Origin of the sequence: Kitasatospora phosalacinea (assembly GCF_030268885.1) — a bacterium.
In the GTDB taxonomy this organism is placed as follows: domain Bacteria; phylum Actinomycetota; class Actinomycetes; order Streptomycetales; family Streptomycetaceae; genus Kitasatospora; species Kitasatospora phosalacinea_C.
Genome location: NZ_BSSA01000005.1, coordinates 223546 through 241733, shown reverse-complemented (window position 1 = coordinate 241733; position 18188 = coordinate 223546). Strand labels below are relative to the sequence as shown.

18 protein-coding genes are annotated in these 18188 nt (G+C 74.2%); 5 read left to right on the top strand and 13 right to left on the bottom strand.

Features of this window, described 5'->3' with window-relative positions:
* Positions 1 to 17: 17 nt before the first annotated feature.
* The 8 genes from ureG to QSK52_RS10365 form a co-directional block, all read right to left on the bottom strand.
* A complete protein-coding gene (gene ureG / locus QSK52_RS10400) occupies positions 18 to 644 on the bottom strand; it encodes an urease accessory protein UreG (RefSeq protein ID WP_285735661.1) in 627 nt (208 codons plus the stop codon).
* 22 nt (positions 645 to 666) lie between these two features.
* Positions 667 to 1428 carry an urease accessory protein UreF gene (locus tag QSK52_RS10395; RefSeq protein WP_435053212.1) on the bottom strand — a complete coding sequence of 254 codons (762 nt, stop codon included), beginning with the start codon at positions 1426 to 1428 and terminating at the stop codon, positions 667 to 669.
* Positions 1425 to 3149, bottom strand: coding sequence for an urease subunit alpha (ureC, locus tag QSK52_RS10390; protein ID WP_285735660.1), 1725 nt, complete (start codon positions 3147 to 3149; stop codon positions 1425 to 1427). Before ureC ends, QSK52_RS10395 begins: the two co-directional genes overlap by 4 nt.
* A complete protein-coding gene (locus QSK52_RS10385) occupies positions 3149 to 3556 on the bottom strand; it encodes an urease subunit beta (RefSeq protein ID WP_285735659.1) in 408 nt (135 codons plus the stop codon). The genes ureC and QSK52_RS10385 overlap by 1 nt, the downstream gene beginning before the upstream one ends.
* 32 nt (positions 3557 to 3588) lie before the next feature.
* On the bottom strand, positions 3589 to 4443 hold the full coding sequence (locus QSK52_RS10380; RefSeq protein WP_285735658.1) for a sirohydrochlorin chelatase: 855 nt from the start codon (positions 4441 to 4443) through the stop codon (positions 3589 to 3591).
* Between the two features lie 3 nt (positions 4444 to 4446).
* Positions 4447 to 4752: an urease subunit gamma gene (locus QSK52_RS10375; RefSeq protein WP_285735657.1), complete on the bottom strand. Its 306-nt coding sequence runs from the start codon at positions 4750 to 4752 to the stop codon at positions 4447 to 4449.
* A 270-nt stretch (positions 4753 to 5022) separates the two neighbouring features.
* A complete protein-coding gene (locus QSK52_RS10370; RefSeq protein WP_285735656.1) occupies positions 5023 to 5478 on the bottom strand; it encodes a type II toxin-antitoxin system death-on-curing family toxin in 456 nt (151 codons plus the stop codon).
* Positions 5475 to 5615, bottom strand: coding sequence for a hypothetical protein (locus tag QSK52_RS10365; RefSeq protein WP_285735655.1), 141 nt, complete (start codon positions 5613 to 5615; stop codon positions 5475 to 5477). Before QSK52_RS10365 ends, QSK52_RS10370 begins: the two co-directional genes overlap by 4 nt.
* A 166-nt stretch (positions 5616 to 5781) precedes the next feature.
* Here QSK52_RS10365 and QSK52_RS10360 point away from each other — a divergent pair, with 166 nt between their 5' ends.
* A complete protein-coding gene (locus QSK52_RS10360) occupies positions 5782 to 6123 on the top strand; it encodes a S26 family signal peptidase (RefSeq protein WP_285735654.1) in 342 nt (113 codons plus the stop codon).
* A 29-nt stretch (positions 6124 to 6152) separates the two neighbouring features.
* Here the strand turns inward: QSK52_RS10360 and QSK52_RS10355 are convergent, their stop codons facing one another.
* The 3 genes from QSK52_RS10355 to tdh form a co-directional block, all read right to left on the bottom strand.
* The gene (locus QSK52_RS10355; RefSeq protein WP_285735653.1) at positions 6153 to 7073 is read right to left on the bottom strand and encodes a LysR family transcriptional regulator; all 921 of its coding nucleotides are present in this window, start codon (positions 7071 to 7073) and stop codon (positions 6153 to 6155) included.
* Between the two features lie 284 nt (positions 7074 to 7357).
* Positions 7358 to 8548 (bottom strand): glycine C-acetyltransferase, encoded by a 1191-nt coding sequence (locus QSK52_RS10350; protein ID WP_285735652.1) that lies wholly within the window; start codon positions 8546 to 8548, stop codon positions 7358 to 7360.
* Between the two features lie 48 nt (positions 8549 to 8596).
* Positions 8597 to 9628 (bottom strand): L-threonine 3-dehydrogenase, encoded by a 1032-nt coding sequence (gene tdh, locus QSK52_RS10345; protein WP_285735651.1) that lies wholly within the window; start codon positions 9626 to 9628, stop codon positions 8597 to 8599.
* Between the two features lie 415 nt (positions 9629 to 10043).
* Here tdh and QSK52_RS10340 point away from each other — a divergent pair, with 415 nt between their 5' ends.
* The gene (locus QSK52_RS10340) at positions 10044 to 11996 is read left to right on the top strand and encodes a fibronectin type III domain-containing protein (RefSeq protein WP_285735650.1); all 1953 of its coding nucleotides are present in this window, start codon (positions 10044 to 10046) and stop codon (positions 11994 to 11996) included.
* Positions 11997 to 12074: 78 nt separating this feature from the next.
* On the opposite strand, the gene QSK52_RS10335 is transcribed toward QSK52_RS10340, so the two are convergent.
* Positions 12075 to 13292, bottom strand: coding sequence for an FAD-dependent monooxygenase (locus QSK52_RS10335; RefSeq protein WP_285735649.1), 1218 nt, complete (start codon positions 13290 to 13292; stop codon positions 12075 to 12077).
* 159 nt (positions 13293 to 13451) lie between these two features.
* On the opposite strand from QSK52_RS10335, the gene QSK52_RS10330 reads away from it, so the two are divergent.
* Positions 13452 to 14408 carry a TetR/AcrR family transcriptional regulator gene (locus tag QSK52_RS10330; protein ID WP_285735648.1) on the top strand — a complete coding sequence of 319 codons (957 nt, stop codon included), beginning with the start codon at positions 13452 to 13454 and terminating at the stop codon, positions 14406 to 14408.
* Here the strand turns inward: QSK52_RS10330 and QSK52_RS10325 are convergent.
* Entirely contained in the window at positions 14381 to 15445 is a 1065-nt protein-coding gene (locus QSK52_RS10325; protein WP_285735647.1) for an ATP-dependent DNA ligase, read from the bottom strand. The two genes, QSK52_RS10330 and QSK52_RS10325, sit on opposite strands and share 28 nt — an antisense overlap.
* 102 nt (positions 15446 to 15547) lie before the next feature.
* On the opposite strand from QSK52_RS10325, the gene ligD reads away from it, so the two are divergent.
* Positions 15548 to 16549: a non-homologous end-joining DNA ligase gene (gene ligD / locus QSK52_RS10320; RefSeq protein ID WP_285735646.1), complete on the top strand. Its 1002-nt coding sequence runs from the start codon at positions 15548 to 15550 to the stop codon at positions 16547 to 16549.
* A 155-nt stretch (positions 16550 to 16704) separates the two neighbouring features.
* The gene (locus QSK52_RS10315) at positions 16705 to 18177 is read left to right on the top strand and encodes a serine hydrolase domain-containing protein (protein ID WP_285735645.1); all 1473 of its coding nucleotides are present in this window, start codon (positions 16705 to 16707) and stop codon (positions 18175 to 18177) included.
* The last annotated feature ends 11 nt before the right edge of the window (positions 18178 to 18188 follow it).

The following is an 18188-nucleotide window of genomic DNA, read 5'->3' as shown; positions in this document are numbered from 1 at the left end:
CACGGGCGGGGCGGGGGTCACGGGCGGACCAGCGCCTCGCGGCGGTCGCCGAGGAAGGCGGCGAGTTCCGGGATGCCGGTGCTCTCCAGCGAGTTGGTGAGGACGACCGGCCTGCCCTCGCGGACGCGGTGGGCGTCGCCCTCCATCACCGCGAGGTCGGTGCGCACGTACCGGGCGATGTCGATCTTGTTGATGACCAGCAGGTCGGACTCGGTGATGCCGGGCCCGCGCTTGCGGGGCATCTTCTCGCCCTCGGCGGTGTCCAGCACGAACACGAACACGTCGGCCAGCAGCGGGCTGAAGGTCAGGGTGAGGTTGTCGCCGCCGGACTCGTACAGCAGGGTGTCGATCTCCGGGAAGCGCTCCAGGAGTTCGGCCCCGGCGGCCAGGTTCATGGTGGGGTCGTCGCGGACGGCGGTGTGCGGGCAGGCGCCGGTCTCCACGCCGACCACCCGCTCCGGGTCCAGGACCCCGGCCAGGGCGCGGCGCACGTGCTGGGCGTCCTCCTGGGTGTAGATGTCGTTGGTGATCACGGCGGGACGGTGGCCGCGGGCGATCAGCTCCGGCACCAGCGCCTCGATCAGCGCGGTCTTGCCGGAGCCCACCGGCCCGCCGATGCCGACGCGGAGCACGTTCTCGGTCAACTCTCCTCCTCCGTACGGTGTTTCAGCTCATGAACAGTCGGGCCTCGGCCCGTTCGTGCCGCCCGGACATCGCGTCGGCGACCGGCACGCAGCCGCCGAGGTCCGCCAACTCCCGGACCAGGGCGGCGGCCACCGTCTCCCGGACGACCGGGGCGGCGGCCCGCAGGACGACCTGGGCCCGGCGGTGGTCGGTCAGCCGCAGCCGCAGGGCCGCGCCGACGAAACTGCTGCAGAACGCGAACAGGTCGCTGGTGACGGCCTGTTCGACCGGGACGCCGGCCGCCGCGTGGGCGACCCCGGCGGCCACCGCCTGGCAGCCGGGGGCGCGCTTGGCCGCGACCAGCGCGGCGTACCGCTCCAGCGCCTCGCCGCCGATCGACTCCCGTGCGATGTCCAGGAGTTGGCGTCCGGTGCGGGTGGCGGCCAGCCGCAGTTCGCGGTTCAGCCGGGTGGCGTGCAGCCGCCGGTCGGTCTCGGCCAGCAGCTCCCACTCCCCCGCGGTGGCGGCCCGGTGGGCCAGCACCAGGGCGGTGGCGTCGGACGGGCCGACGCCGTGCCGCAGCAGGTCGGCGAGCAGCGCGGGCAGCGTGTCGGGGGTGACGGCCTTCGCCTGGGCGTAGCCCTCCAACCCGTGCGAGAGGGTGTAGAAGCCGCTGGGGAAGGCGGAGTCGGTGAGCTGGAGGCAGACCAGCAGCGCGTCCAGCCCGTCGGCGCCGGAAGGGCCCTCGGCGCCGGAAGGGTCCTCGGCGTCGGTAGGACCCTCGGCGCCGGACAGGACGCTCACGTAAGGTAGAAGAGGTGGTTGAGCGGCAGTTCGCGGGCCGGTTCGATGGTGGCCACCTCGCCGTCCAGGGTGACCCGGTAGGTCTCCGGGTCGACCTCGATCCTGGGCAGCGCGTCGTTGCGCACCATGTGCTGCTTGCCGACCGAGCGGCAGCGGCGCACCGGCAGCACGGTGCTGCGCAGGCCGAGTTCGGCGGGGACGCCGAGGTCGACGGCGGCCTGCGACATGAACGACACCCGGGTGGCCTGCCGGGCCCGCCCGTACTGGCCGAACATCGGCCGGTAGTAGACGGGTTGGGTGGTGGGCAGCGAGGCGTTCGGGTCGCCCATCAGCGCCCAGCCGATCATGCCGCCCTTGATCACCATCTTGGGCTTGGCGGCGAAGGAGCGGATCGGCCAGAGCACGATGTCGGCGAGCTTGCCGGGCTCCAGCGAGCCGATGTGGTCGGCGGTGCCGGAGGCGATCGCCGGGTTGAGGGTGAGCTTGGCGAGGTAGCGCAGGACCCGGAAGTTGTCGTTGCGCTCGCTGTCGCCCGCGAGCTTGCCGCGCTGCTCCTTGCAGTGGTGCGCGGTCTGGAAGGCCCGGGTGAAGGACTCGCCGATCCGGCCCATCGCCTGCGAGTCGGAGGAGAGGATCGAGATCACGCCCTCGTCGTGCAGGACCGTCTCGGCGGCGATGGTCTCGGCCCGGACCCGGGAGTCGGCGAAGGAGACGTCCTCGGGGACGCTGTGGCTGAGGTGGTGGCAGACCATCACCATGTCGAGCAGCTCGTCGACCGAGTTGACGGTGTAGGGCAGCGTCGGGTTGGTGGAGGAGGGCAGCACGTTGGGCTCGCCCGCGATCCGCATGATGTCGGGGGCGTGGCCGCCGCCCGCGCCCTCGGTGTGGAAGGTGTGGATGGTGCGGCCGTCGATCGCGGACAGGGTGTCCTCGAAGTAGCCGGACTCGTTGAGGGTGTCGGTGTGGATCGCCACCTGCACGTCGTACGCGTCGGCGACGGACAGCGCGCTGTCGACGGACGCCGGGGTGCTGCCCCAGTCCTCGTGCACCTTCAGGCCGCAGGCGCCCGCCTCGACCTGTTCGCGCAGCGCGCCGGGCAGCGCGCCGTTGCCCTTGCCGAGCAGGCCGACGTTGACCGGCAGGTCCTCGACGGCCTGGTACATCCGGTGGATGTTCCACGGGCCGGGGGTGCAGGTGGTGCCGTTGGTGCCGTCGGAGGGGCCGGTGCCGCCGCCGATCAGGGTGGTGATGCCGTTGCTCAGCGCCTCCTGCACCTGCTGCGGGGCGATGAAGTGGATGTGCGTGTCGATGCCGCCCGCGGTGGCGATCAGGTGCTCGCCGGAGATCACCTCGGTGCCGGGGCCGATCACCAGCCGCGGGTGGACGCCGCTCTGGGTGTGCGGGTTGCCCGCCTTGCCGACGGCGACGATCAGGCCGTCCTTGACGCCGATGTCGCCCTTGACCACGCCGAGCACCGCGTCCATCACCACCACGTTGGTGATCACCAGGTCGAGCGCGCCCTGCAGGGAGGTCGCCGCCGGGTCCTGCGCCATGCCGTCGCGGATCGCCTTGCCGCCGCCGTACACGGCCTCGTCGCCGTAGTGGCCCTGGTTGTGGTCCTTCTCGACCTCGACCACCAGGTTGGTGTCGGCGAGGTGGAAGCGGTCGCCGACGGTCGGGCCGAACAGGTCGGTGTACTGCTTGCGGGAGAGCAGGGCCATCAGCGCTCGCCTTCCTGGTGCCTGGGGTCGGGGGTGGTGGAGCCGTGGAAGCCCAGCCCGGCGGCGCGCCGCAGCGCCCGCTCGCGGGTGGCGGGGGCGGTGACGCCGCCGTCCGTCAGGTTCGCGAAGCCGACCAGGCGGCGGTGGCCGCCGAACTCGGTCAGCACGACCTCCCTGGTGTCGCCCGGCTCGAACCGGACGGCGGTGCCGGACGGGATGTCCAGGTGGGTGCCGAAGGCCGCGGCGCGGTCGAAGTCGAGGGCCCGGTTGGCCTCGAAGAAGTGGTAGTGCGAGCCGACCTGGATCGCCCGGTCGCCCGTGTTGCTGACCGTGACGGTGACTCTGGCGCGGCCGGCGTTGATCTCCACCGGGTCGTCGCCGTACAGGTACGCGGCGCCAGCGGACATGGCGGCCCTTCCTCTCTGCCGGGTGCGGGGGGTCAGTGCGCGTGCGCGTGCTGGTGCGGGTGCGCGTGGACGTGCGTCGGGCCGTGCGGGTGGCTGTGCGCGTGGCCGTGGCCGTGCTCGGCGTCCAGGCCCGCGGCGATGCCGTCCTCGCCGTGGCCGAGCAGGTGCAGGGCCGCCGCCGTCCGGGCCGCGACCACCCCGGCGACGGCGGACGGGCGCAGCAGCGGGCCGCCGTCGCGGACGCCGGGCACGGGGGTGCGCAGCGCGGGCCCGAACGAGGCCGGGACGGCCGTGACCGTGCGTGCGCCGAGCAGGCGGCAGCGGGCCGCACCCTCGGCCGGGCCCGGGTCGCCGCCGTCGAGCGCGACCTCCACCCAGCGGTGGCGGCCGAACTGCCGGGCCAGCCGGGCGATCCGGAACAGTTCGGCGTCCTCGAACGGGTCGGCCGCGGGGGCGGTGACCAGGACCGCACCGTCCGGGACGTCCGGGGCGGCCCCGGCGGCGGCGCGCAGCCAGCCGGTCAGGTGTTCGGCGGCGCCGAACGGCGCGGTCAGCGCGAGCCGTCCGCGGCCCTCCCCGGTGGCGAGCCAGCGCAGCGTCCGGGCGGTGTCGGCGACCAGCCGCCGGTCCCGGCCCAGGGTCATCGGCACCACGCACACCGGGCGCCCGTCGGCCGCGGCCAGGGCCGAGCGGACGGCCTCGGCGAGCGGCCGCCCCGCCGGGGCGACGGCGTGCACCGCGGCACCCGCGGTCGGGGCGGCGGGCCGTTTGGCGGCGGGCCGGTCTGCGGCGGGCCGGTCTGCGGCGAACAGGGGTGCGAAGTCCCGTCCGCCGTCGCTCTCGTGGCCCGCGGCCAGTACCACGAGGGCGTCCTGGTGGTGCGTCACGGTTCAGGCGCCGACCGGGTCGTGGCAGGAGACGAGCTTCGTCCCGTCCAGGAAGGCGGCCTCGACCTGGAGCAGCGGGAGCATCTCCCGCACGCCCGGCATGACCTCCTCGCCGCGGACCGCCTGCTTGCCGATCTCGGTGCACTCGGCGACGGTGCGGCCGTCCCGGGCGGCCTCCATGATCGCCTCGCTGATCAGCGCGCAGGCCTCGCTGTAGTTGAGCTTGACGCCGCGGTCGCGGCGTCTGCGGGCCAGGTCGGCGACGACGTAGACGTACAGCTTGTCGATCTCGCGCGGGGAGAGGTTCACGGGAGCCACTCGTCCTTTCCGGGCATCCGGTCGAAACGCCGGGCGGCGGGCGCGACGTGCCCCGGGCAGCGCACCGGTGTGCGGTGCGGCCCAACGGGGAGTCGGCTCCGGCGATTGCTCCGGAACCGTACTCCGGTGATCGACGAATTCCATCAGCAACGGAACGTCACCCTAGCGCAACGGACGGCGACCACTGGCCCGTTGAGCTGCAACAATCTGTTGAACCACGAGCTCGGGGCCGCCGCCCGGAGGGCAATCCTTTGCCAAGTTTTACCGGCGCGTAACGCGGGCCCGGCCCCCGGGCCCGGAGGCGCCGAGGATCCGGCGGAAGTCGGCCACCGCCTCCTCGAACCGGCCCGCGTAGCCGCCCTGGGCCAGGCGCAGCACGAAGGCCACCGCGTCGTCCGGGTGCGGGTCGACGTACGGCTGCCCGTTGTAGTCGAGGAACAGCAGCATCGACTCGAAGCCGGTGCGCTTGTTGCGGTCCGTCATGGGGTGGTTGCGCATGACGGACTCGCCGAGCGCGACCGCCTTGGCCCACACGCCCGGGTAGGCGTCCGCCCCGAACGCCGAGGCCCGTGGCCGGCCGAGCGCGGAGCGCAGCAGCGCGCGGTCGCGCACCACCGCGACCTCGCCCAGCAGGTAGGCGACGTCCTCCTCGTCCAGGTAGTCCGGGTGGTCCGGGCCGTTCCGGTGCTCCGGCTGCTCGTCGACGCGCCCGCTCACAGCTCGGCCAGCCTCTCCAGCGTCTCCGCGTTCGCCGCCCTGATCCGCGCGACCAGCACGGCCCGCCGCCGGGCCCGCTGCCCGACCGGGCGGTCGGCGGCCTGCCGCTCCTCTTCCCGCGCCTGCTCCTGCTCCACTCCGGCGCCCCCTCCCGGCCGTTTCGGTTCGTGGGCGGAACCTAGCAGGTGGGGTCAGCTGCGGTCGACCGAATTACCCGGCGCGGTGGGCTCCTTGAGGCGCCGTCAGCACGGACGGCCGGAAAACCCGTGGAGCCGGGCGGCGCGGTCCTGCCACGATCGCGCGATGGGAATGCTCGATGCAGTGGCGGCCCGGGTGGCCGCCGGGGCCGCGGTGGAGTTCCGCCCGACGGGCTCCTCGATGGTGCCGCTGATCCACAGCCGCCAGCTGGTCTCGGTCGTGCCGGTCGACCCGGAGCGGCTGGCCGTGGGCGACATCGTGCTGGCCCGGGTCTCCGGCACGGTTCACCTGCACCTGGTCTCGGCGCTGGACCCGGCCCGGCGGCGGGTGCAGATCAGCAACAACCGGGGCCGCGTCAACGGCTGGACGGGCCACGACCGGGTGTTCGGCATCTGCACGGCGGTGGACGGCGCGCCCCGGCCCGGAGCGGCCGCGAAGGTCCGCTGAGGGCGCGGTCGGCGGCCGACGCTCGGCGCTCAGGCCGGGTGGTCGAGGTGGGCCGCCGTGCGGGCGAGGGTGGCCAGCACGGGGCTGATCAGCGGGTGGAGTTCGGCGCCCGCGCGGGTGGCGGCGAAGACCCGGCGGGTGGCGAGGGGGCTGTCGACGGGGCGGACGGCGACGGCGGTGCGCTCGGTGTCGCGGAGCGCGGAGCGCGGCACGAGGGCGACGCCCGCTCCGGCGGAGGCCAGGGCGGTGACGGCGCGGAAGTCGTCGGAGGAGTGGACGAGGCGCGGCTGGAAGCCCGCGTGCTCGCAGGCGAGCAGGACGACGTCGTGGCAGGGGTTGCCGGGGTAGGGGCCGATCCAGGGTTCGGCGGCGAGGTCGGCGACGGCGACCGGGCCGGGGCGGTCCGCCAGCGGGTGGTGCAGCGGGAGGACGGCGTCGAAGGGCTCGGCGTACAGCGGCAGGCGGGTGAGGCGGCGGTCGTCGGGGCGCGGGGCGCCGCGGTACTCGACGGCGACGGCGATGTCGGCGCGGCCGTCGAGGAGCATCGGCAGGCTGGCGTCGCCCTCCGCGTCCAGGACGCGGACCCGCAGGTCGGGGGCGGCCTCGGCGAGGGCGGCGACGGCGGGGGCCAGGACGAGGGCGATGCCGGTGGCGAAGGAGGCGACGGTGACCTCCCCGGCCGCGCCGGAGGCGTAGGCGGCGAGGTCGGCCTCGGCCCGTTCGAGCTGGGCGAGGACGGCGTCGGCGTGGGTGAGCAGGATCTCCCCGGCGGCGGTGAGGCGGACGCCGCGGCCGTCGCGGACCAGCAGGGTGTGGCCGGTCTCCTGTTCGAGGGCGGCGAGCTGCTGGGAGACCGCGGAGGGGGTGAGGTAGAGCGCGGCCGCCGCGGCGGTCACCGTCCGGTGGTCGGCCACGGCCCGGAGGGTCCGCAGCCGTCGTGCGTCGATCACGGGGTCAATTCTGCCAGCGCGGCGGGGCCGGTCGGGACGCCGGGTGGCCGGGGCCGGGTCGGTCGGGTCGAGGCATCCGGGCCGGTGGGGCCGGGACGGTGGGGCCGGGCGGCGCGGGTGGCGGGCGACGGGGCGCTCGCGGACCGCTCTGCGGGGACGAGGGACGGCGCGGGGAGCCGGGGGTGGCTCCCCGCGCCGGGCGGGCCGCCCGTGCAGGGGGGTCGGGGCGGCTCGCGGGGATGGCGCGGTTGAGGGTGCCCGCACCTGGTCGGGTGGGCCGGGCGTCAGGCGTCCAGGGCGGCGCGGGCGTCGACGAAGGCGGCGACGGCGCGTTCGACGTCCTCGGTGCTGTGCGCGGCGGAGAGCTGGACCCGGATCCGGGCGGCGCCGTGCGGCACCACCGGGTAGGAGAAGCCGATCACGTAGACGCCGCGCTCCAGCAGCAGTTCGGCCAGGCGCCCGGCCTTGGCGGCGTCGCCGACCATGACGGGGGCGATGGCGTGCTCGCCGGGCAGGATCTCGAACCCGGCCTCGGTCATCCGCGTCCGGAACAGCTCGGTGTTGGCGCGCAGCCGGTCGCGCAGGTCGTCGCTGGTCTCCAGCAGGTCGAGCACGGTGAGCGAGGCGGCGGCGATCACCGGGGCGAGCGAGTTGGAGAACAGGTAGGGGCGGGAGCGCTGGCGCAGCAGCGCGACGATCTCGCGGCGGGCGGCGACGTAGCCGCCGGAGGCGCCGCCGAGGGCCTTGCCGAGGGTGCCGGTGATGATGTCGACGCGGTCCGTGACGCCGTGCAGTTCGGGGGTGCCGCGGCCGGTGGGGCCGACGAAGCCGACGGCGTGCGAGTCGTCGACCATGACCATGGCGTCGTAGCGGTCGGCGAGGTCGCAGATCTCGCGCAGCGGGGCGATGTAGCCGTCCATGGAGAACACGCCGTCGGTGACGATCAGGCGGCGGCGGGCGTCCTGGGTGTCCTGGAGCTGCTTCTCCAGGTCGGCGAGGTCGCGGTTGGCGTAGCGGTGGCGGCGGGCCTTGGAGAGGCGGATGCCGTCGATGATGGAGGCGTGGTTGAGGGCGTCGGAGATGACGGCGTCGCGCTCGTCGAGGAGGGTCTCGAAGACGCCGCCGTTGGCGTCGAAGCAGGAGGAGTACAGGATGGTGTCCTCCTGGCCGAGGAACTCGGACAGGCGCCGCTCCAGCTCCTTGTGGACGTCCTGGGTGCCGCAGATGAAGCGGACCGACGCCATGCCGTAGCCCCAGCGGTCCAGGGCGTCCTTGGCGGCGGCGACCACGGCGGGGTGGTCGGCGAGGCCGAGGTAGTTGTTGGCGCAGAAGTTGAGCACCTGGCCGCCGTTGCCGGAGGTGACGGTGATCTCGGCGGACTGCGGGGTGCCGATGACGCGTTCCGGCTTGAACAGGCCGGCTTCGCGGATCTCGGCGAGGGTGGCGGCGAGGTCGTCGCGGACGTTCTCGAACACGGGGGTGTCGCTCCTAACGAGTGGTCGGCGGGTGTGCGGTGGGTGCGCCTACAGCGTCGTCCAGTCGAGGATGACCTTGCCGCAGTTGCCCCCGGCGGCCTCGTCGAAGGCGGCCTCGAAGTCCCGGGCGGCGTGCCGGCCGGTGATCACCGGGGTGAGGTCGAGTCCGCCCTCCAGCAGCACGGACATCGCGTACCAGGTCTCGAACATCTCGCGGCCGTAGATGCCCTTGATGGTGAGCATCGAGGTGACCACGTGGGCCCAGTCGACCGGGAAGTCCTCGGCGGGCAGGCCGAGCATCGCGATCTTCCCGCCGTGCGTCATGTTGGCGATCATCGACTGCATGGCCTCGGGGCGGCCGGACATCTCCAGGCCGACGTCGAAGCCCTCGCGCAGGCCGAGCTGGTGCTGGCCGTCGGCGATGGTGTGCTGCGAGACGTCGAGGGCGAGGGTGACGCCGAGCTCGCGGGCGAGGTCGAGGCGGTACGGGGAGACGTCGGTGATCATGACGTTGCGGGCGCCGGCGTGCTTGGCGACGGCGGCGGCCATGATGCCGATCGGTCCGGCGCCGGTGACCAGGACGTCCTCGCCGACCAGCGGGAAGGACAGCGCGGTGTGCACGGCGTTGCCGAACGGGTCGAAGATCGCGGCGACGTCGAGGTCGACGGGGACCCGGTGCACCCAGACGTTGGAGGCGGGCAGCGCGACGTACTCGGCGAAGGCGCCGTCGCGGTTGACGCCCAGGCCGATGGTGTTGCGGCACAGGTGGCGGCGCCCGGCCAGGCAGTTGCGGCACTTGCCGCAGACCAGGTGGCCCTCGCCGCTGACCAGGTCGCCGACGCCGACGTCGGTGACGGCGGCACCGACCGCGGCGACCTCGCCGACGAACTCGTGGCCGATGGTCATCGGGGTCTTGACGGTCTGCTGGGCCCAGCCGTCCCACGTGCGGATGTGCAGGTCGGTGCCGCAGATGCCGGTGCGCAGGACCTTGATCAGGACGTCGCCGGGGCCGATCTCCGGTTCCGGGACGTCGGTCATCCAGAGTCCGGGTTCGGCGTTCAGCTTGACGAGTGCCTTCACGGCGAGCGCTCCTGACGCGGGGTTCGGGCGGGCCTGCCGGTCGGCGGGTCCGGGGGCGGGCCCTGCGGGGTGGCAGGGCCGGTGGGGCGGCCCGGCGTGCGGCGGTCACCGACCGGGCAGGGTGAAATCTGCCTGGTCACGGTGGGTGCGGTCCATCGAGGAATTCTTAACGGGTGCCACAGCTGGGCTGAACGATCGTGCCCGAGCTGGGCCCGGGGTCCGGCTCCGGCGTGCCGCAAGACACCCGGACGGAGCAGCGCTCCGGCCGCCCGGGGAGGGGGTGCGCGGGACCGTGACGGAGAGTCAGGGCACCGTCCGCGCTTTGACCTAGCCTTGACATAACCAATTGGTCCAGTCCATTTTGTTGTGCGCGCTCCCTACGCACCTCCGCCCCCATCCCCCACTGGAGGTACCCGTGCACGCCCCCAACCGCCGCGCGACCGCGGTCGGCGCCGCCGCGCTGCTGCTGGCGACGGCCGCCGTCGCGGCCGTTCCGAGCAGCGCGAGCGCCGCGAACGTCCTCACCAACCCCGGGTTCGAGACCGGCACCCTGAGCGGCTGGACCTGCTCCGGCGGCCTCGGCTCGGTCGTCTCGACCCCCGTCCACGGCGGCACCAAGGCGCTGGCCGGTGCGGCCAGCGCCTCGGACAACGCCAAGTGCACCCAGACCGTCGCGGTGCAGCCCAACACCACGTACTCGCTGTCGAGTTGGGTGCGCGGCACCTACGTGTACCTCGGCGTCACCGGCGGCACCTCGACCTGGACGCCCGCCGCGTCCGACTGGAAGCAGCTGACGGTCAGCTTCACCACCGGCGCCTCGCAGACCAGCGCCGAGGTGTACCTGAACGGCTGGTTCGGTCAGGGCACGTACTACGCGGACGACGTCAGCCTGGACGGCCCCGGCGGCGGCACGCCGGACACCCAGGCGCCGACCGCGCCGAGCGGCCTGACCGCCACCGCGACCGCCGCCACCCAGGTCTCGCTGTCCTGGGGCGCGTCGAGCGACAACGTCGCCGTCACCGGCTACGACGTGTACCGCAACGGGACGCTGGTCACCACCGTCACCGGCACCAGCGCGACCGTCACCGGCCTGACCGCCTCGACCTCGTACACCTTCACCGTCAAGGCGCACGACGCGGCGGGCAACACCTCCGCCGCGTCCAACTCCCTCGCGGTGACCACGCCCGCGGGCGGCGACCAGCAGGCGCCGACCGCGCCGAGCGGGCTGACCGCCACCGCCACGGCCGCCACCCAGGTCTCGCTGTCCTGGGGCGCGTCGAGCGACAACGTCGCCGTCACCGGCTACGACGTGTACCGCAACGGGACGCTGGCCACCACCGTCACCAGCACCAGCGCGACCGTCACCGGCCTGACCGCCTCGACCTCGTACACCTTCACCGTCAAGGCCCGCGACGCGGCGGGCAACACCTCCGCCGCGTCCAACTCCCTCGCGGTGACCACGCCGCCGACCACCACGCCGAGCGGCTTCAAGCAGGCCGCGCCGTACCTGTACAACGGCTGGGGCAACCCGCCGGCCGCGACCACCGTGATGAACGCGACCGGCATCAAGTGGTTCACCCTGGCGTTCGTGCTGGCGCAGAACGGCTGCAACCCGACCTGGGACAGCCAGCGGCCGCTGCTGAACGGCGTCGACCAGCAGACCATCAACGCGGTGCGCGCCGCGGGCGGCGACGTCGTCCCGTCCTTCGGCGGCTGGTCGGGCAACAAGCTCGGCCCGAACTGCGCCGACGCGACCGCGCTGGCCGGTGCCTACCAGAAGGTGATCGACGCCTACGGCCTGAAGGCCATCGACATCGACATCGAGAACACCGACGAGTTCGAGAACTACACCGTCCAGGACCGCATCCTGAACGCGCTGAAGATCGTCAAGCAGAAGAACCCGGGCATCCGGACGATCGTCACCTTCGGCACCGCCACCAGCGGCCCGACCGCGCCCGGCAACCGCCTGATCGAGCAGTCCAAGGCGCTCGGCGCGGACATCGACGTCTTCACCATCATGCCGTTCGACTTCGGCAACGCGTCGACCGACATGTACGCCGCCACCGTCAGCGCGGCCAACGGCCTGAAGAACAAGCTCAAGTCGGTCTACGGCTGGGACGACGCCACCGCCTACTCCCACCTGGGCATCTCCGGCATGAACGGTCTCAGCGACAACAACGAGACCACCACGATCGCCAACTGGACCGCGATCCGCGACTGGGCCAACACCAACCACATCGCCCGCCTGGCGTTCTGGTCGGTCAACCGCGACCGCGGCTGCGCGGGCGGCGGCCTGCAGGAGACCTGCTCCGGCATCGCCCAGTCCGACTGGCAGTTCACCTCCATCACGGCCGGCTTCACCGGCTGACGCGCCGCTCCACCTCGACGGCCCCGCTCTCACCCCACGGAGACCGGGGCCGTCCCCGTGCCCGCGGGCGCCCGGTTCTCAGGCGAACTCCTGCTCGTAGTCCGGGAGTTCGACGTCGGAGGCCTTGGCGGCCTGGGTCTCCATGAGGCGGCGCAGCGGCCAGCGGGTCATCCAGCGCATGGAGGCGGCGCGCAGGGCGATCATCGGGGCGCCGATGGGGGCGTAGCCGCGCATGCCGCCGGGCGGGAGCTGCTGGGCCCGGGCGGCGTAGGGGCGCATGCGGCGCTGGTAGGCGGCGTAGGCGGTGGTGAAGTCGCCGCGGGCGGTGGCGAGTTCGCCAGCCAGGAGGTGGGCGCCGACCAGGGCGAGGCTGGTGCCGAGGCCGGTGAGGGGGGTGGGGCAGCAGGCGGCGTCGCCGACCAGGGCGGTGCGACCGCGGGCGTAGTGGTCGAGCCGGACCTGGCCGAGGTGTTCGAAGTGGAAGTCCTCGGCGTCGGCCATCGCGGCGAGCAGCCGGTCGCTCTCCCAGCCCGCGCCGGTGAACTTCTCGGTGAGCAGGCGCTGTTGGGCGGCGCGGTCGAGGCGGCCGGGGACGGCCGGGGCGGTGCGGAAGCTGAGGGCGACCTTGGTCTCGCCGGGCAGGCGGCCGGGGCGGGCCATCGCGACCAGGCCGCCGGGGGCGTTGTACATCAGGAACCAGCCGTCGAGGTCGAGGTCGAGGCGGGCGGTGAACCAGGCGGTGCAGCCGCCGAGCGGGACGACGTGCTCGCTCTCGGGGCCGAAGGCGAGGCGGCGGGTGGCGGAGTGCAGGCCGTCGGCGCCGACCACCAGGTCGAAGCGGCGGGGCGGGGCGTTCTCGAAGGTGGCGTGCACGCCGTCGGCGTCCTCGTGCAGGGCGGTGAGGGTGTCGTCGAAGAGGTACTCGACGTCGTCGGCGGTGGCCTCGTACAGCAGGTCGGCGAGGTCGCCGCGGAGGATCTCCAGGTCGGAGACGATGCCCTCGCCGCCGAAGAGTTCGGTGGGCAGCCGGGCGGTGTGCCGTCCGCGGCGGTCGACCAGGGCGATGCCGCGCTGCTCGACGGCGAGTTCGGCGGCCCGTTCCAGCAGGCCCATCCGGGCGATGACGGTGCGCCCGGCGCCGCGCAGGTCGACGGCCTGGCCGCCGGGCCGGGGCCCGGGGGCGCGTTCCACCACGACGGGGCGGAAGCCCGCCCTGCGTAGCCAGTACGCCAGGGCCGGCCCGGCGATGCCGCCGCCCGAGACGAGGATGTCGGTGTTGCTCGTCGCGTTCTCCATGACACCGAACGTACGGCGTACGCACTGTGATGAGCAATGGTTTGCCGGGGATTTGCGAGATTGGTGCACTAGTGCGGACGGGCGACTGGACGCCGATGTCCCGGCCGACGTGGCCGCTAGGATGGCGCGCACTGGTGCACTAGTGCGGAGGTGGGGCGGGTGGACCGCTACGAGCAGATCGCGGCCGAACTGCAGGGGCGGATCGAGCGCGGCGAACTGCGCCCGGGTGACCGGGTGCCGTCCACCCGGGAGATCACCCGCCGGTGGAACGTGGCGATGGCGACGGCCACCAAGGTGCTGGCGGAGCTGCGCGGCCGGGGGCTGGTGCGGGCCGTCCCCGGCGTCGGCACGGTGGTCACCGGGCGCCCGGAGCCGACACCGGTCCGCCCCCGGGAGCGGCAGGTGCCCCGGCGGCCCGCGTCCGAGGGCGGGCTGACGGCGGAGCGGATCGTCGCGGCGGCGGTCGCGGTGGCCGACGCCGAGGGCCTGGAGGCGCTGTCGATGCGCCGGGTGGCGGCCGAGCTGGACGTGGCCACCATGTCGCTGTACCGGCACGTCCCGGACAAGGACGGCCTGCTGCACCGGATGATGGACCTGGTCTTCGCCGACGTCTCCTTCACCCCCGCGCAGGGCGACCTCGGCTGGCGCGCCCGGCTGGAGCTGGCCGCGCACCTGCTCTGGGACCTGTTCCGGGCGCACCCCTGGCTGGCGTCCGCGCTGTCGGTGACCCGCCCCCAGCCGGTGGCCAACGCGCTGCCGTTCGGCGAGTGGGTGCTCTCCGCCCTGGCCGCCGAGGGCCTGCAGGTGCAGGACCTGCTCACCGCCTACCTGACGCTGTTCACCTACGTCCGGGGCACCGCGCTCAACCTGGAGATGGAGGCCACCGCGGAGGCCGCCACCGGGCAGGACGCCGAGGAGTGGATGGACCAGCAGGAGGACGTGTTCATGGAGCTGGTGGCCGCCCACCCGACCTTCCTGCGGCTCACCCTGGAGGGCTACGACTTCGACCTCGACCAGCTCTTCGAGTTCGGCCTGCAGCGCCTGCTGGACGGGTTCGCGGTGCTGATCGGGCAGGTCGCGCCCCCGGCTCAGGACAGCAGCGCGCCCAGGTCGTAGGAGACCGGCTCCTCCAGCTGCGCGTACGTGCAGCTCTCCGGGGTGCGGTCGGGCCGCCAGCGCTTGAACTGCGTGGTGTGCCGGAACCGGGTGCCCTCCATGTGGTCGTAGCCGACCTCGGCGACCCGCTCGGGGCGCAGCGGCACCCAGGACAGGTCCTTGTGCCCGGTCCAGCGGCTGACCGCGCCGGGCAGCCGGTCGGCCGCCTGGGCCTGCTCCTCCTCCCAGTGCGCCCACGGGTGGTCGCCGAGCCGGGCCGGGTCCAGGCGCAACGGGGCGAGTTCGGCGGCGAGTTCGGCCCGCCGGGCCATCGGGAACGAGGCGCTGACCCCGACGTGCTGCAGGCGGCCGCCGTCGTCGTACAGGCCGAGCAGCAGCGAGCCGACCACCGGCCCCGACTTGTGCTCGCGGTAGCCCGCCACCACGCAGTCGGCGGTGCGCACGTGCTTGACCTTGAAGAGGCTGCGCTCGCCGGGCCGGTACGGGGCGTCGAGCGGCTTGGCGACCACCCCGTCCAGCCCGGCGCCCTCGAAGCGGGAGAACCAGTCGCGGGCGGTGTCCAGGTCGGTGGTGGCGGGGGCGAGGTGGACGGGCGGGGCGGCACCGGCCAGCAACCGGGCGAGTTCGGCCCGGCGTTCGACCAGCGGGCGGGCGGTCAGGTCGTCGTCGTCCAGCGCGAGCAGGTCGAAGGCGACCAGGGTGGCCGGGGTGCGCCCGGCCAGGGTGCGGACCCGGGAGGCGGCGGGGTGGATGCGCTCCAGCAGCTCCTCGAAGTGCAGCCGCCCGTCGTGCGCGACGACGATCTCGGTGTCCACCACGCAGCGCTCGGGCAGCCGGGCCCGGACGGCCTCGACCACCTCGGGGAAGTACCTGGTCAGCGGTTTGCCGGTGCGGGAGCCGAGTTCGACCTCGTCGCCGTCACGGAACACGATCGCCCGGAAGCCGTCCCACTTGGCCTCGTACTGCATGCCGGGCGGGATCGCGGCGACGGCCTTGGCCAGCATCGGGGGCACCGGGGGCATCACGGGGAGCTGCATGCCTCCGATGGTGGCCCGCCGGGACGGACGGGGGCGGCGTGTCGGGCCGCTCCGGCGTGTCGGAGGGGGCGGGCCCGGAAGCGGCGCGCCTAGCGTGGGGGCATGGCTGGAACAGCGGTGGAACTGGAGGTCGGCGGCCGGACGGTGCGGCTGTCGAACCCGGACAAGGTCTACTACCCGGAGCCCGGGTACACCAAGCGGGACGTCGCCGAGTACTACCTGGCCCTCGCGCCGGGGGTGCTGCGCGGGCTGCGCGAGCGGCCGACCACGCTGCAGCGCTTCCCGGACGGCGTGGACGGCGAGTTCTTCTACCAGAAGCGGGCGCCGAAGAACGTCCCGGACTGGCTGCCGACCGCGCGGATCGCCTTCCCCTCCGGGCGCACCGCGGACGAGGTCTGCCCGACCGAGGAGGCGGCCGTGCTGTGGGCGGCGAACCTGGGCTGCCTGACCTTCCACCCCTGGCCGGTGCGCCGCGCGGACACCGAGCACCCCGACGAGCTGCGCATCGACCTCGACCCGCAGCCCGGCACCGACTTCTCCGACGCCGTCCGCGCCGCGCTGCAACTGCGGCCGCTGCTGGAGGAGTTCGGGCTGACCGGCTGGCCGAAGACCTCCGGCGGCCGGGGCCTGCACGTGTACGTGCCGATCGAGCCGCGCTGGACGTTCACCGAGTGCCGGCACGCCGTGATCGCGCTCGGCCGCGAGCTGGAGCACCGCTCCGGCGGCGAGGTCACCACCGCCTGGTGGAAGGAGGAGCGCGGCGCGCGGATCTTCGTCGACTACAACCAGATGGCCCGCGACCGCACCATCGCCTCCCCCTACTCGCTGCGCGCCCGCCCGCAGGCCACCGCCTCCGCCCCGCTGCGCTGGGAGGAGCTGGAGCGGGTCTCCCCCGCCGACTTCACGCTGCGCACCCTGCCCGAGCGGTTCGCCGAACTCGGCGACGTGCACGCCGGGTTCGGGGCGCACCCGGCCTCGCTGGAGCGGGTGCTGGAGCTGTACGCGCACCAGGGCGCGGGCGACCTGCCCTACCCGCCGGACTTCCCGAAGATGCCGGGCGAGCCGTCCCGGGTGCAGCCGAGCCGGGCCCGGAAGCCGGACTGACGGCCGTGGCGCCGGGGTCCGGGGCCCGGACGGCCGTGGCGCCCGAGAGGGTCGTGGCGGCGGGAAAAGCCGTGGAGTCCGGTCCGGGTCGTCCGTAGCATGCGCGGGTCGGCCCGCCCCGCGTCCAGGGGCCCGTACCCGTGGGGGAGTTCGGAATGTCCGCTCAACGTCTCCGGTTGCCGCGTTCGGCGCCGTCCGCCGTCGGAGTGTCGGCCCGGGCGGTGGGGGCGCTGCTGGACCGGCTGGAGGAGCTGCCGGTCGAGTGCCACTCGCTGCTGGTGGTGCGCCGCGGGCAGGTCGTGGCGGAGGGCTGGTGGGCGCCGTACTCGGCCGAACGCCCGCACCTGCTCTACTCGTTGACGAAGTCGTTCACCTCGGTGGCGGTGGGGCTGGCGGTCGCCGACGGCCTGCTGTCGCCGAAGGACCGGGTGGTCGACCTGCTGCCGGAGCACGTCCCGGCCGACGCCCCCGGGCAGGCCCGCCGGATCACCGTCCACCACCTGCTGACGATGACCGCCGGGCACGCCGTGGACAGCCTGGAGGAAGCCTGGCGGCGGGAGCCCGACGACCTGGTGCGGGGCTTCCTCGGCCTGCCGTTCGACGCCCCCGAGGGGACGCGGCACGTCTACGACAACTCGACCACCTTCCTGCTGGCCCGGATCGTGGAACGGGTCACCGGCCGGGGCCTGCCGGAGTTCCTCGACGAGCGCCTGTTCGGGCCGATGGGCATCGACCACGCCGAGTGGGACCGGGTGCGCGGCGGCGCCGCGTTCGGCTTCCACGGGCTGCACCTGACCACCGAGGCGCTGGCCGCGTTCGGCGAACTGCTGCTGCGCGGCGGGCGCTGGGGCGAGCGGCAGCTCGTCCCGCGCGAGTGGGTCGAGCTCGCGACGCGGCGGCACGTCGCCTCGGTGTCGTTCCTCGCGGGTGCGGACGACCCGGACTTCTCCTGCGGCTACGGCTACCAGTTCTGGCTGTCCCGGCACGGATACCACGCGAACGGCGCGTACGGGCAGCAGTGCGTGGTGGTGCCCGCGCACGACCTGGTGGTGGCGGTGACCGCGGAGGGCGCGTCCCAGGCGGTGTTCGACGCCCTGTGGGAGTGCCTGCTGCCCGGCCTGGAGCCGCTCCCGGACGGCACCGAGCACGGCGCCGGGGAGGGCACCGTGGACGACGCCGTGCTGGCCGAGCGGCTGCGGGGGCTCTCGCTGCCGCTGCCCGCGGGCACGGCCGAGCCGGGACGGGCGGCCCGCGCGGAGCTGGACGCCTCCGCCGAGGGGGCGGCGCTACCGCCCGGGACGGCGGTGGCCGTCGAACCGGTCGACGGCGGCTGGCGGGTCCGGCTCGGGCCGCTCCCCGACACCGGGGCCGTCCTCGACCTGGAGGTGGGCCACGGCAGTTGGCGCGAGAGCGCCCCGCTCGGCCGCCCGGTCGTCGCCGCCGGGGCCTGGCGGGACGGCCGCTTCCTCGCCGACCTCCGGGTGATCACCACCCCGCACCGCGTCCGCCTGACCGTCGACCCGGCCGCGGGCACGGCGACGGCGCGGTGGAGCACCCCGCCGCTGACCGGCCCCCGGCTGGAGCTGCACCTGCGCTCACCGCTGCTGACCCGCCCGGACGTCGCGTAGCGCGGGCGGGC